The sequence below is a fragment of the Staphylococcus kloosii genome (assembly GCF_003019255.1).
Taxonomy (GTDB): domain Bacteria; phylum Bacillota; class Bacilli; order Staphylococcales; family Staphylococcaceae; genus Staphylococcus; species Staphylococcus kloosii.
The window spans coordinates 856,526-870,832 of sequence record NZ_CP027846.1 but is presented as its reverse complement, the minus strand read 5'-3'; the positions used below and the strand labels follow the sequence as shown (position 1 = coordinate 870,832).

16 protein-coding genes and 1 pseudogene are annotated in these 14,307 nt (G+C 31.3%); 5 read left to right on the top strand and 12 right to left on the bottom strand.

The window, feature by feature from the left end:
• Positions 1–62 precede the first annotated feature (62 nt).
• Positions 63–419, bottom strand: a complete 357-nt coding sequence (locus tag C7J89_RS04130) for a DUF3139 domain-containing protein (protein WP_103295372.1) — start codon at positions 417–419, stop codon at positions 63–65.
• A 217-nt stretch (positions 420–636) separates the two neighbouring features.
• On the opposite strand from C7J89_RS04130, the gene C7J89_RS04125 reads away from it, so the two are divergent.
• Positions 637–1,074: a MarR family winged helix-turn-helix transcriptional regulator gene (locus C7J89_RS04125; RefSeq protein WP_103295371.1), complete on the top strand. Its 438-nt coding sequence runs from the start codon at positions 637–639 to the stop codon at positions 1,072–1,074.
• A gap of 172 nt (positions 1,075–1,246) precedes the next feature.
• Positions 1,247–1,678: an Hsp20 family protein gene (locus tag C7J89_RS04120; RefSeq protein WP_103295370.1), complete on the top strand. Its 432-nt coding sequence runs from the start codon at positions 1,247–1,249 to the stop codon at positions 1,676–1,678.
• Positions 1,679–1,742: 64 nt separating this feature from the next.
• On the opposite strand, the gene C7J89_RS04115 is transcribed toward C7J89_RS04120, so the two are convergent.
• Together C7J89_RS04115 and C7J89_RS04110 are read right to left on the bottom strand one after the other, a co-directional pair.
• Positions 1,743–2,279, bottom strand: a complete 537-nt coding sequence (locus C7J89_RS04115) for a GNAT family N-acetyltransferase (RefSeq protein WP_103295369.1) — start codon at positions 2,277–2,279, stop codon at positions 1,743–1,745.
• 150 nt (positions 2,280–2,429) lie between these two features.
• Positions 2,430–3,248, bottom strand: a complete 819-nt coding sequence (locus C7J89_RS04110) for a formate/nitrite transporter family protein (protein WP_103295368.1) — start codon at positions 3,246–3,248, stop codon at positions 2,430–2,432.
• 163 nt (positions 3,249–3,411) lie between these two features.
• On the opposite strand from C7J89_RS04110, the gene C7J89_RS04105 reads away from it, so the two are divergent.
• On the top strand, positions 3,412–3,816 hold the full coding sequence (locus C7J89_RS04105) for an Rrf2 family transcriptional regulator (RefSeq protein ID WP_061853618.1): 405 nt from the start codon (positions 3,412–3,414) through the stop codon (positions 3,814–3,816).
• Positions 3,817–3,870: 54 nt separating this feature from the next.
• Here the strand turns inward: C7J89_RS04105 and C7J89_RS04100 are convergent, their stop codons facing one another.
• Complete coding sequence (locus C7J89_RS04100; RefSeq protein WP_103295367.1) at positions 3,871–4,572, bottom strand: GntR family transcriptional regulator; 702 nt, start codon at positions 4,570–4,572, stop codon at positions 3,871–3,873.
• A gap of 161 nt (positions 4,573–4,733) precedes the next feature.
• Here C7J89_RS04100 and C7J89_RS04095 point away from each other — a divergent pair, with 161 nt between their 5' ends.
• Together C7J89_RS04095 and C7J89_RS04090 are read left to right on the top strand one after the other, a co-directional pair.
• Positions 4,734–6,626, top strand: coding sequence for a beta-glucoside-specific PTS transporter subunit IIABC (locus tag C7J89_RS04095; RefSeq protein WP_103295366.1), 1,893 nt, complete (start codon positions 4,734–4,736; stop codon positions 6,624–6,626).
• Positions 6,627–6,637: 11 nt separating this feature from the next.
• Positions 6,638–8,077, top strand: a complete 1,440-nt coding sequence (locus C7J89_RS04090; protein ID WP_103295365.1) for a 6-phospho-beta-glucosidase — start codon at positions 6,638–6,640, stop codon at positions 8,075–8,077.
• A gap of 50 nt (positions 8,078–8,127) precedes the next feature.
• Here the strand turns inward: C7J89_RS04090 and C7J89_RS04085 are convergent, their stop codons facing one another.
• The 8 genes and pseudogenes from C7J89_RS04085 to C7J89_RS04050 form a co-directional block, all read right to left on the bottom strand.
• Positions 8,128–8,598 carry an SRPBCC family protein gene (locus tag C7J89_RS04085; RefSeq protein ID WP_061853622.1) on the bottom strand — a complete coding sequence of 157 codons (471 nt, stop codon included), beginning with the start codon at positions 8,596–8,598 and terminating at the stop codon, positions 8,128–8,130.
• Positions 8,599–9,192 carry a helix-hairpin-helix domain-containing protein gene (locus tag C7J89_RS04080; protein WP_103295364.1) on the bottom strand — a complete coding sequence of 198 codons (594 nt, stop codon included), beginning with the start codon at positions 9,190–9,192 and terminating at the stop codon, positions 8,599–8,601.
• A 196-nt stretch (positions 9,193–9,388) separates the two neighbouring features.
• Positions 9,389–9,904, bottom strand: coding sequence for a YceI family protein (locus C7J89_RS04075; protein ID WP_061853624.1), 516 nt, complete (start codon positions 9,902–9,904; stop codon positions 9,389–9,391).
• 192 nt (positions 9,905–10,096) lie between these two features.
• Positions 10,097–11,041 (bottom strand): annotated as a pseudogene (locus tag C7J89_RS04070) (metal ABC transporter solute-binding protein, Zn/Mn family); the annotation flags it as partial.
• Between the two features lie 145 nt (positions 11,042–11,186).
• Positions 11,187–11,807, bottom strand: coding sequence for a DsbA family protein (locus C7J89_RS04065; protein ID WP_103295362.1), 621 nt, complete (start codon positions 11,805–11,807; stop codon positions 11,187–11,189).
• A gap of 24 nt (positions 11,808–11,831) precedes the next feature.
• Positions 11,832–12,197 (bottom strand): cystatin-like fold lipoprotein, encoded by a 366-nt coding sequence (locus tag C7J89_RS04060; RefSeq protein WP_103295361.1) that lies wholly within the window; start codon positions 12,195–12,197, stop codon positions 11,832–11,834.
• A 190-nt stretch (positions 12,198–12,387) separates the two neighbouring features.
• Complete coding sequence (locus C7J89_RS04055) at positions 12,388–12,735, bottom strand: ASCH domain-containing protein (RefSeq protein WP_103295360.1); 348 nt, start codon at positions 12,733–12,735, stop codon at positions 12,388–12,390.
• Positions 12,736–12,765: 30 nt separating this feature from the next.
• Positions 12,766–14,280 (bottom strand): MDR family MFS transporter, encoded by a 1,515-nt coding sequence (locus tag C7J89_RS04050; protein ID WP_106884391.1) that lies wholly within the window; start codon positions 14,278–14,280, stop codon positions 12,766–12,768.
• Between the last annotated feature and the right edge of the window lie 27 nt (positions 14,281–14,307).

Genomic DNA, 14,307 nt, shown 5'->3' with positions numbered 1-14,307 from the left:
TCAATAAAATAAGTCACAGAAATAATAAATATTTCTGTGACTCGCAGTTAACGGACTTTTATTTATTTTTTAGGCTTATAGTCTTGATCAAACTTCCGATATTTAGCATCTTTAACTCTTTTTTTCGTTTCATTATCAAAACCTTGTACTACTATGCCTTTAAATGTACTAATTGGTTGTACGACATATGTTAAGTTGGGATCTGTTTTAAATTTCACTTCTTTATAATATAGCCCTTTTTTACCACTGTACTTCGTTTTTTCAGATTGAACTTTATCAGTTAAATGATGTTCAGCTAAATATTTATCTACTAATTCAAGGTTTTTATGGCCTTGATAAGTTCTCATTCCAAAAAAGAAGACAACAGCTAAGATAAATGAAATAATTAAGATTCCTAGTATTTTGAAAAACGTCTTCATTATGAATCTCCTTTAACCCAGTTTGTTAATACGTATCTTATTTATTATGACTTAAAAATATTTAATTATAAAGAGTTATACAAACTTTGTAACAAAATGTTCTTAATATCTACAAATTTATAAATATTTAACTATAAAAATCGTATCGCTTCCAATTTGTATTGACATGGTGTCATTATAATATTATGGTTAAAAAGCAAAAGGAGCGATTAATTAGATGAATAAAGATAGTTATTTAGAACGACAATTATGCTTTTTATTTTATGTTTCTTCCAAAGAGATAATTAAGAAATATACTACTTACTTAAAAGAGTATGATTTAACATATACTGGATATATTGTGCTACTTGCCATGGAACCAGATGAAAAAATCAACATCAAAACATTAGGAAAACGCGTTTTCTTAGATTCAGGTACTTTAACACCTCTACTCAAAAAGTTAGAGAAAAAAGGCTTTGTTAAACGTATGCGTGAACAAAATGATGAACGTAACTTACAAGTTTCATTGACTAAGGAAGGTATAGACATTCGTGAACAACTTTTAGACGTATCTAAAAAAGTATTCACTGAATTCGACATGGATTTAGAAGAGTCAAAAGAATTAAAAGACACATTACAAAATTTTGTAAATAAAAATTTCGACGCAAATTTATAATATTTACTTATACCGTACTTATAAACCACATTATTAGCATTTGATTTTTAAGCTTCATAAGTTTATTCATCTAATTTTATGCTAATAGATGTGGTTTATTTTGCTTTTTTTCATTTACCTTTTACAATATAGGTAGTCTAACTTTTAGACTAATTTAAAGGAGCTGATTAATTTGGCATTTGAAAAAAGATCTTTCAACAATAATTTATTTGACGTCGATCCCGGAGAGTTTTTTAAAGATGTAGGCAGACAGATATATGAACAATCACCTTTTAAAAAAGATATTAAGACAGATATTATAGAATATAATGATCATTTTGTAGTAGCAGCTGAATTACCAGGATTTAACAAAACTGACATTCAGTTGAATTTCGACAATGAAACATTAACTATAGAAGCAAAACAATCACAAGCTAATGTTACGGATGAAGGTAAAACTATTCATAAAGAACGTGCTACGAACGACTTAAATCGCCAATTTACATTTAAGCATATTATACAAGAACAAATCTCAGCTAAATTTGATAACGGCGTATTGTACGTTACATTACCAAAAGAACAAGATACAACCGTTAATGTAGCAAGTAATATAGAAATTAACTAACATTAAAATACCCTTTCGTCATACACATCAACAATATGTGTAGTGCGAAAGGGTTATTTTTATACTAAAATGGTGGCTTTCCGAGTACTTCTTCATCAAAGCGTTCAGGAATTAAAACTTTTCTCATAATAACGCCTAAATCGCCATCATCACTCTCATGTTCATCATAAATTTTATAGCCACGTTTTTCATATATGCCTAGCAACCAAGGATGTTTTCTAGCAGAAGTACCTAACGTTACCGCAGGGGCTTTCAAAGTATCTCGTAAAAATGTTTCTTCAACATACGTTAGTAACTTACTTCCTAAACCTTGTCCGTCATATTTAGGTTTTGTTGCAAACCACCATACAAATGGATATATCGATACTCTACGCTTACTTTGCCAAGGGTAACGTACAGTAATTGTTGAAATAATTTCATCGTCATTTTCTAACACAAAAGTAGTGCCTTCAATTAAATTTCTTCTTACAGCATCAACATTAGCATTAACAGATGGCCAGTCGATGCCTAGCTCTCTTAACGGTGTAAATGCTTCATACATTAACTGTTGCAGTTCTTCTGCGTCTTGTTCTTCAGCAATCCGAATATTATGGTTAGTCAATTAAAACTCTCCCTTCTTCTAATCGTCTATGAGGTATTTTTTACTACAGCTTGTTTATAACAATAAGATATATTACATGTTACAGCTTTAGGTAACAAATAAAATGACTTGAACAAGGTGACATACCTCATTCAAGCCCTCAGTTAATTATTAAATTTTTAAACTGTCACGGTGTCCATTTAGATAAGCATATAGTAAACCTACAAAAATACCTCCACCGATATAGTTACCAATAAATGCGAACACGATATTTTTCAATACGTCTAACCAAGCAACCGCATCAAAGTTATAAAACAGCATACCTGCATATAGGCCTGCATTAAATACGACGTGTTCATATCCCATAAAGACGAATACAACTACGCCACATGCAATGAAAAATGCTTTAGATAGACCATCTTTAAATTGCAATGATATGTATATGCCAATATTAATAAAGAAATTACAAAATATCCCTTTCACTAATATAGCGTACCATGTTGCTTCAATTGTTTTGGAATCGACGGTCTTCGTTAAAGCTTTAATCATGTCTGGTGTCATAATATGTGTGAATTTCATTAAGGCAAACAAAATAAGGCCACCGATAATATTAAAAATAAAACAAGCGATAAAAATAATCATTACTTTATTTAATTTCAAGGCCTTATAATACCAACCAACGGTTAAATACATAAAATTACTTGTTAATAATTCAGAATTAGTTAATACGATTAACACTAATGCTAAACTAAATGCAATCGCGCCTAATAAATTCACGACCCCTTCTAGAGCACCTGAAAATTGTGTTTTTATCGCTAACATAAATACAGTAACGATTGCCAGTAAAAATCCTGACATTATTGATTTAAATGCATACCTCGCCGGCGTTTGATTATACATCACTTCTTTCATTTGCGCTTGACTAACGATACTTTCTACCGTTTCTCTAGAGGTATAAGTATCCTTAATCGATTTCTCGTTTTTTAACATGAACCCCACTCACCTTTATATAAACTATTTACTGTATGATATAATAACTTTTTATAATTTCATACAATAAAAAGCGAAAAAATTTGTAAAATGCTGTTTCACCGAGTAAACTTTACTTGTATTCAAAAAAATAACAAGTTGTATGATAAGGATGACCCTATTTATGAATTCACAATTTTCTATAGCTGTACATATACTTAGCTTATTATCACTCGAGGAAGATCCAGTATCTAGTCAATACATTGCATCCAGTGTTAATAGTAATCCAAGTTTAGTACGCAAAATTTGTCGTTATTTAAAAAACGGACAATTTATAACGAGTACTCAAGGCGTTACAGGTTACAAGTTAACTCAATCAGCAAGCCAAATTTTATTGGGTGAGGTTTTTCGTTATACTACAGACATTGATAGCCATTTCGTTAAAATACACGAAGATACGAATACACATTGTCCCGTAGGTAAAAACATCACGCCCGCATTAAACGATATTTATACCGAGGTCGACACCTCAATTATTAACAAACTAAATACTTACACAATCGAAGACGTTACTAATCGCTTTGAATAGATAAAAATTAAGCAGGCCATCTAAGTTACTACAATATAACTTAGATGGCCTTATTTATTTATGGGCAGGTATATAAAACTGTGCATTGCCATAATGATAGACAAGTTGAGAGTAATCAAATGGAATTCCAGTTGTAGTATAAAATATTTGCTCATACCTTAAACATGGATCATCTTCCTGAAGCTTTAATATATTCGCCTCATGTTCATTTAGTTTATCCACTTGAAAATAAATATCTGAAAAACCAATTTTAACTTTCAAGTTATTTTCTAAATAATGAAATATTGAACCTTCAGCGATAGGTTTATTTAAGAAAAGAACAATATCTTTATTGAAATATGATATTTCTTTGCACAATATCTCCTTATTTACATAAATTATTCTTTCTAAAAAATAAACTGATTCATCTTCTCTTAATTTTAACTGTTCTCGGACATTACTAGATGGTATTAGTTCTTCTAATTTATTAACTTTATATGAGACAGTTGCATTTTCAATTTCATCTTTAAATCCATGAGATATCAATAAGTTCATATAACCTTTTCTCTTGTTACCTCTAACATATATACCGCTACCTTGTGTTTGAAAAATAATACCATTTTTCTCTAATTCTTCAAGCGCCTTAATGACAGTACTTTTACTTACTTCATATTTATTTTTAAAGCTTTCAACATTGGGCAATTTATCACCCGCTTGAAAGCCATTCTCTTTTATAAATTGTTGAATATACTGTGCTACAAGTTCATATTTTAACATTTTGTTATCCTCACTTAGCAATTCTAGATTTTATTTTATCATGATTTCTATATAAACATTAATCAATAATATTATACCCTACTTTAAATATTGTACCGGTACAATTATAATGAATTTTAGAAATTATTGAAAGCGTTTTTATTGATGGGAGGTTAGCTAATGTGTCGTCAAAAAATGAAACTTTAGCAAATAAAATTTTAGAAAATGTAGGTGGTAAAGATAATATCGTCAGCAGTACACACTGCGCCACTCGATTACGTCTTGTTTTGAAAAGATCTTTACCTGATGCCAAAAAAAATGTATCTAATATTGACGGTGTAGTTACAGTTGTTGAAAATAATGGCCAATTTCAAATAGTGATTGGCAATAACGTAGGAGATGTTTATAAGGAATTTGAAACTTTAATCGGAGAAAGTGAAGGAAACAATACTGCAGAAAGTGAAAATAAAGGAAGTATTTTAAATAGAGTTATTGCGACGATGTCAGCAGTATTCGCTCCCTTTATTTATATTTTAGCTGCAGCTGGTATTTTACAAGGTTTATTAATTATTCTTAAATTGCTTTTCCCAGTATTTAAACACACAGGGACTTATGATGTATTTAATTTTATTTCATGGGCGCCTTTTACATTTTTACCTATATTTATTGCTATAACAGCTGCTCGACATTTTAATGTAAATATTTATATAGCTGTAGCTTGTAGTGCAGCGCTCGTAAGTCCTGATTTAACAGGGATAGTTAATAAAATAAGTGACGGCGGTACAGTAAGGCTAATTGGTATACCTTTATCAGAAACAATGTATACTTCCTCAGTATTACCACCATTAGTTTTAGTTTGGTTACTATCATACGTTGAAAAATATTTAAACCGTTGGATTCATGACGTCGTCAAACCACTATTCACACCATTTTTTAGCATTGTAATCATGGTTCCATTCACTTTACTAGTTATAGGCCCCATCACAACCTTAGTGGCTCATGGTATAGCTGGTGGATTTAACTATCTTGTAGATGTAGCACCATGGCTAGCAGGAACTTTAATTGGCGGTTTTTGGCAAGTTTTCGTTATTTTCGGTGTGCATTGGGGAATCACACCAGTGATTTTAGCTAATTTCGAGCAACATCATAGCGACTCTTTCCAAGCTTTTCAAACTATAGCTGTAATAGCACAAATGGGTTCTGTTATCGGTGTAATAATAAAATCCAAAATTATAGATGTAAAAAGAGTTGCATCATCAGCTGCAGTAACAGGTATTTTTGGCATAACAGAACCTTCTATGTATGGTATTAATTTACGCTTTAAAAAACCATTTATTATTGCTTGTATTAGTGGTGCAATTGGTGCATTTGTCGCAAGTTTCTTTAGTCCAAAATATTATGCATATGCTGGGTTACCTGGACCTATTACTGTAATCAATGGTTATAGCTCAAGCAATCCCACATCTATTTGGGGCATCTTGATTGGTTCGGCAATCGCAATTATATTACCAATCGTATTAATACAAATATTCGGTTATGGTGATGACACTACTCAAGAAGTGGAAAACGATGCAAATGTAAATAATAATCAGAAGAACCAGTCCCTTCAAGAAACTCTAGAAACGACAGTATTTTCACCAATGAATGGTGTCTTAATTCCCTTGTCGGATGTTAATGACCCTATATTTTCTCAAGAAATGATGGGTAAAGGAATTGCAATTAAATCAGAACAGAATACTGTTCACTCACCTATTAAAGGTACGATTAGTATGGTAACTCCCACTAAACATGCCATTGGTATAACTTCAGATGATGGAATAGAAATATTAATTCATATTGGATTAGATACCGTAAAATTAAACGGCGAAGGATACGAGTTATTAGTTCAAGAAAACGATAAAGTAGATGTAGGTATACCACTAATTAACTTTGATAATGCAACAATTACAAAGCAAGGTTTTGATATTATTACGCCATTAATCATTACTAATTCTGATGAGTTTAGCGATATAATTCCAACTAAAAAAAGCAATGTTGTGGAAAAAGAAAGTATTTTAACAATAATTAAAAAATAAGGAGAGATACTATGTCTAAATTACCAAATAACTTCCTATGGGGTGGCGCATTGGCTGCCAATCAATTTGAAGGCGGATATAACGAAGATGGCAAAGGATTGAGCGTTATCGATGTTATGACTGCTGGAGAACATGGAAAACCTCGCCAAATAACTAAGCAAGTCGATCCCGAGAAATATTATCCAAACCATGTAGGCATCGATTTCTATCATAAATACAAAGAAGATATAGCATTATTTAATGAAATGGGACTAAAATGTTTAAGAACTTCTATTGCATGGACACGTATTTTTCCAAATGGTGATGAAGAACAACCGAATGAAGCTGGATTAAAATTTTACGATGATTTATTTGATGAACTCTTAAAATACGGAATAGAACCTGTAATAACATTATCTCATTTTGAAATTCCTTTACATTTAGCTACAGAGTATGGTGGTTTTAGAAATAGAAAAGTTGCTGACTTTTTCGCACATTTTGCTGAAACTGTATTTGAAAGATATAAAAATAAGGTTAAATATTGGATGACGTTTAATGAAATAAACAATCAAATGGATACAGACAATCCAATTTTCTTATGGACTAATTCAGGTGTAACAATCGAGGAAAATGAAAATCCTGAAGAAGTTTTATATCAAGTTGCGCATAATGAGCTAATTGCAAGTGCAAAAGCGGTAAAAATAGGAAAGACAATAAATCCTGATTTTCAAATTGGCGCTATGATTTCACATGTACCTATTTATCCGTACTCTTGTAATCCAGAAGATATGATGGAAGCAGTCAAAGCTAATCGATTAAGATTCTTTTTCCCAGATGTTCAAGTTCGAGGTTTTTACCCTGGATATGCTAATAAAATGTTTGAAACAAAAGGATATGACATCGGTTGGGTAACTGGTGATGACCAAATATTACAAGAAGGTACTGTAGATTACTTAGGCTTTAGTTACTATATGTCCACAGTAGTTAAGCATGATGCTGAGGCTTATACAGGCGAAAACGTTACAAATGGTGGCCTACCAAATTCTGTCGATAATCCTTACATTGAGCAAAGTGATTGGGGATGGGCAATCGACCCTACTGGCTTACGCTACACATTGAATGTTTTATACGATCGCTATCAAATTCCATTATTTATTGTTGAAAATGGTTTGGGTGCTGTAGATAAATTTGATGATAAAGGAAATATTCACGACGACTATAGAATAGATTATTTACGTTCTCATATCAAAGCCTCTATTGATGCAGTTCATGAAGATGGTGTGAATTTAATGGGGTACACACCTTGGGGTATAATTGACATTGTTTCTTTCACTACTGGTGAAATGAAAAAACGTTATGGTTTAATTCATGTAGACCGTGATAATAACGGCGAAGGTTCATTAAAACGTACTAAAAAAGATTCATTTGATTGGTTTAAAAATGTAATTCAAACTAATGGCGAATCTATATAAACAAAACACACGACTCAAATTGCTATATTATAGCTTGAGTCGTGTGTTTTTTATGAAGAGAGTAACTGTTCTAAATTATCAAATGTGCTATGCATACCTTGTTCTACACCCATGTCTATTAAACGTTGGGCTGATGCAGCATCAGGCAATTCTGAAGTGGCAATGACTTTTACATACCCTTCGCCTTCGTCCTCTATTTCTATTATGTTATGCATACCAGCCATCGTTTTATTAATTTCTCCTTGCGCATTGGCAAAAAAGTCGTTGTAATCTATATAGTTAGGCGCTGAAACTTTATTATATTGTGTAACTGTATAACTCGTGCCTTGCGGCGTGTGAATTGCAAAAAAAGCTTTGCCACCTTCACGTACATTAAATTCGAAAACTTCTGTAGTTGCACCTTTAGGATGGAACCATTGTGCAAATAATGTTTTATCTGTATATGCTTTGTATACAGCTTTTGTAGTTGCTTTAAAAATTCTTGTAAAAATGATTTTATTATTATTTACTTCTAAACCCATTTAACTTTCTCCTTCATTCATAATGACATAGGATGTAACCTTTTTAATTTTAGCATCTTTTTTATGGCTATCAAATTCCATAAAATCTGCAAAATAAACTTTACCTCCATCTTTCATCTCTTGATAACCATTGATAGCACCCGTTTTACCATGGCTAATATTATATATCACTGTCATTGATTCTATCGAGGACGCGTGTTCACTTAATTCTTTCATAAAGTTATCTTTGTCATTTATTGTAAATGCGCCAGGTACTTCCCATATAAAATCGTTATGTACGACTTCATCTAATAAAGTGTTATCTAGCGTTGCTGTTGCAATTAAAAAATCTAACATTAGTCGTCTTTTAGGTGCATTATCACATTTAAGATCACCACTCAGTTTAAATGGCAAGTCGCTCTCCTGTTTATAATTGAAAGTTAATGCATGCATTTCAAGATTTTCTTCCAAAATTTTTATTGCTTTCGGACCTACACCGTGAAAAGAAGCTAATGTTTGTTTATCATACTTAGCAACATCCTCTAAGGTAGCAATATTTTTATTTATTAATGCATTTGTTGCAGGTTTGCCTATTTTAGGTAACGGTATACTCATGTTCGCACCTCCAATATTAATTATATGCTTCAACCAATACCCTTTTTAATTTACACTTAACAAAAAGAGTGGGTTAGTAATCAAATTGATTATCTAACCCACTCTCTGTTTATATTTATCATCCATATTAATTGTTAAGTTAATATGATTTAAATCGTATTCTTTACAATGCTAATTGCTGTAGTTCACTACTATATTAGTCTTCTAATGCGAACTCTAAGCTCACTTCAAATTTAACATCTTTACCTAACATCATACCGCCAGTTTCTAATGCTTGGTTAAATGTGATGCCATATTTATCGCGATTTATTTTACCGTCTACGATAAATCCTGCAGTGTCAGCACCATTCATAGGGTTTTTGCTAATACCTTGTAATTTAGCGTCGAAAGTTTCTTCATGTGTTTCACCTTTAATAGTTACGTCACCAGTAACAGAATTATCATTTACTGATTTAATAGTAAATTTAAATTCAGGGTAATTTTCCACATCGAAGAAATCTCCGCTTTGTATATGTTTATCGCGGTCTTCTACGCCAGTATCTACCGAACTTGCATTAATTACTACGTCACCTTTAATTGAACTTAAATCATTAATATCACCTGAGATATTAGCTTCAAAATCAGTGAAACGTCCTTTTACGTTAGAAATTGCTAAGTGTCGAATAGAAAATTCTAATGCTGAATGTGCTTTATCAAAATTAAATTGTGTCATACGTCATTCCTCCAAATTTATCAATATACTTATTATACCAAATACATAAAATATATCAACCATTAAACTTCACTTTATTTATTTACCACCAATTGACATTTTACAATCAAAAAACACCTCATCCCAAAGGAACGTCCTTTAGATTGAGGTGCTTTATTATTATTGATTGCAACAAAACAGTTATGAATCTTGTAAAGCTTTATCTAAACTTTTAATATTTTCGCGCATAATGGATTGATAAGTAACATCTTTATCTTTTAATTGTTTTGAAGATACACTTTCCATATTATTGAACTTCACAGGCTTAGCGTCAGTCTCTTTGCGTACAGTATCTGTAACTTTTGTTGAGACGTTTTCTTCTAATAAAATGTACTTCACTTTATGTGATTTAATATCATGTACAATTTTAGTTAAATCTTTTTGTGAAGGATCTTCAGCGTTCATATTTTGTATGCCTTCTTGCTTAAAGCCATATCTTTTAGCTAAATATCCTATTGAATCATGAGAAATATATGCTACATTATTTTGTTTATCTTTTGTAATAGCTGTTAATTGCTCATCTATCTTAGTTAAGTCTTGTGCTAACTTTTTATAATTTTCTTCATATTCTTTTTTATGTTTAGGATCTTGTGCGATAAGCTTATCTTTTATATTTTTACTAAATTGTTTATCTAACACTGGATCTAACCAAATATGAGGGTCGTATTTACCATGATGATGTTCTTCTCCACCATGCCCATGTTCGTGTTCATCATCGTCATGGTCTGAAAGTAATTCGCTTTGTTTGATATGTGTTTGTAGTGATAATTTTTTATCTTTATCTTTAATTGTGCCTGCCACTTTTTTTGCTACAGGATCTAAATCATCACCAGTGTATACAAAGAAATCTGCTTTAGAAGCTTTTAGAATGTCTTTTTGTGTTGGTTCATAACTATGTAAATCAGTTCCAGCAGGATATATTGATTTTACATCAACATGCTCGCCACCTATTTGTTCTACAAATGAAGTTAATGGATAAACGGTAGTATAAACTTTAACCTTTTTATTATCCTTGTTATCACCGTTACTATTACTACAAGCAACAGCTGCAACGCCAATCATTAAAACTAACAGAGTCAAAAACGTTATCTTTTTCATGTCATTCTCCTTAAATAGTAATGTTTACGATTTATAATTATAACTGTTTTCCTAACAAAACTCAATATGTTATTCGTAATTATTTCGATTTAATCCAAAAAACATTTCTTAACTTTTAATCCAAGTTAAGAAATGTTCTTTTTTATCATTTTGCTTTTTTTAGTTTTTTCTCAATTAGATGCTTATAATTGTTATATTTATAAGGATCTTCTACTTTCGTACCACCAATAAAGACTGTTGGTGCTGTCTTAATTTTATTTTTCTTATATAACTGCTGGTCTTTTTTGGCAGCTTTCCAAGATTTACTATCTTGTGAATTGTAGTCTTTTTTTATTTTTTCTTTTGTCGAAGTATCTAATGATAATTTATCAATCTGTTGATCTACTTTTGTTGTTGTAATCCATTTCTTTTCATTGTTTGGTTGTTGGGCAAACATTGATTGTTGAAATTGGAAATATTGTTGTGGCGCATAAAGTTGAACGGCATGACCTGCGCGTGAACCAATGATAGAATCTTCACCTAAAAATGCCATGTTCACAAATCGATAGTCGACCTTACCCTTTTTAATATACTGTCGGTTTAGTTTAGGTAAAATTTTAGTATCTACTTTTTTACAATATGGACATTTGAAATCTCCATAAATAATTAATTTCACCTTACCATCTTTGGTGTATTTATCTTCTTTATGTGCGTTTTGCTGGTTGGAACATGCAGATAGCACAATACATATTAAACTGATGATTGTAAGTGTCCAAATTTTTTTCATGCGTCCTCCAAAATAACCAATGAACTAATTTTTGTTCATATTTTCTTCTTTATAGTCTGCTTTATGCTCTTGTACATAACCTTTAGAATTAAAGTTTTTAATCAATTTAGGTTTATTATTGTTAAATTTATATGTGTAATAATGTGCTTCAGCGTCACCTTTTAATGGTTTATATGCTAATGTTACATATTTACCTTTTTTATAGACATATACGTTTGCATCTTTTTTATCAAATTTCTTTTTAACATCACCTTTTTGACCTTTTGCTAATTTCGTTTGATATTTTTCTTGAGCCTTAACTGCTTTATCAATTTTGTCGGCATACTTACCACTACTACAACCTGCTAATAATACTGTGATAGCTATAAAACTAAATAATACCTTTTTCATTCTTCTCTCTCCTACAAACTCTACTAAAAATAATTTCCCTTTATACTGACTATAAATTTACATATCTTAATATTTCTTTCAAATTATAGCATAGTTTATTATTTTGCTTAATAAAAAATGAAAGGCAATTGTTTCTCACAATCTACCCTCCATTCAAAATTGTTAGCTTATAAAAATTCACTTACATATTTCATTTAATCAATCTAATGTTAATTGCAAGTACGCCATAATCCAATTCGTCTCTTTGGCTATATATATTGTATAAAGAAGCAAGGTTTTGCGACAATTGTGTATCCTTATCTGCCCCTATTTCTTCATTAGTGTATTGTTTTAACAAAGCTTGAAATGAAGGAAATTCAACCGTTTCTTTCACTTTAACTTTAATTGTTTTATTTTTATCTTCTATATGTGAAAAAATAATAATATCATTTGCACGCACTTGTTGTCTTTTTTCATCATGCAACCTGATCTCAACCGTTTTTGTACCATTCTTTATTTGTTGAAATGGCTCACTATTTAACTTCATATAATGTTCCATCGTATTCCCCCAAAGTTAATTTCTAACAAATTATGCTTTTTCTATTGTTTGCTTACGTTTGCTTTTTAACATAAAGACACATAGCAAACTAATAGCTGAAATAGAAACAGCAAACCAAAATGCACCATGATAACCACTAAGTAAAGCATCATGTTGTATTTTAATACCCATTTCTTTTTGATTCATTCCTTTATAATCACTCATGTCTGGTTTAAATGATTTTGCAACTTGGCTCATGATTGTAATTAAAACTGCCGTGCCAATTGAAGCAGCAATTTGCTGAACCGTATTGGTCATTGAAGAACCGTGGGCGTTCATTTCGCGAGTAAGTTGGTTCATCGTATGTGTCATTAATGGCATTAGTCCTAATGCTATTCCAATCATTCTTATAGCATAAATAGTAGCTAAGAGTCCACTAGATGTTTCACCATTCATAACTATGAAAAAGCTAGTTGTTATAACAACAATCAACATACCAATAACGCCAAGAATTTTAGCTCCAAATTTTTCATATAAAAAGCCTGAAATAATCGACATAATTGCCATAACGATGGCACCAGGTAATAAGATTAAACCTGATTGTAATGCTGATTCTTTCATAATATTTTGTACAAACATTGGCAATATTGTTTCGGAACCAATCATAGATATCATCGTAAATGCCATGATGATTATACCAATTGCAAACTCTTTATTTTTAAATACGCCAAAATCTAGTAATGGCATTGGTAATTTCGTTTGTCTAATGATAAATAAGGCTACTAATATAACGCCACCAATGACTGTTGTTAATACAACAGGATCATTCCATCCGTCTCTTGAAATTGAACTTGTACCATATAATAAACCACCGAAGCCTAGGATAGATAACGTAACTGATAAAACATCTATCGGCGTCTTTCTATTTGTACCAACATTCCGTACAAATTTAAGTGAAGCAATAAAAGTTAATGCTGCAATTGGAGCAACAACATGGAATAGTGATCTCCAATCAAAATATTCTACTAAATATCCTGACAATGTAGGTCCTATAGCTGGTGCTAAACCAATAACTAAACCAAATGTGCCCATATACTTACCACGTTCATGTGGTTCAAATACATCTAATATTGTTGTCATCATTAACGGCATCATAATCCCTGAGCCCATTGCTTGAACTATTCTTCCTATTAAAAGAACAGTAAAGTTTGGACTAAATCCAGCGATAATTGTACCTATAAAGAATATTGCAATTGCACTCATAAACACTTGTCTTGTTGTATAGCGTTGAATAATCATTGCTGATAATGGTATGACTATGCCATTCATTAATAAAAAGGCCGTTGTTAACCATTGTACTTGCGTGTATTCTATCTTGAAGTTTTTCATAATACTTGGTAATGCTGTTGTTAGTAAGGTCTCATTTAATAACCCAAAAAAGCCACCAAACAACATAGTTATAACCATGATTAATTTATTTTTATGTGACATGTTTCCTCCTACTGTCGTCTCCGTTAAGGTTTGTAATTTTTCAAGTTTTTTTGACTGCAACGTCACATTATACATAATTTTTAACCTTTTAGAAACAAAAAC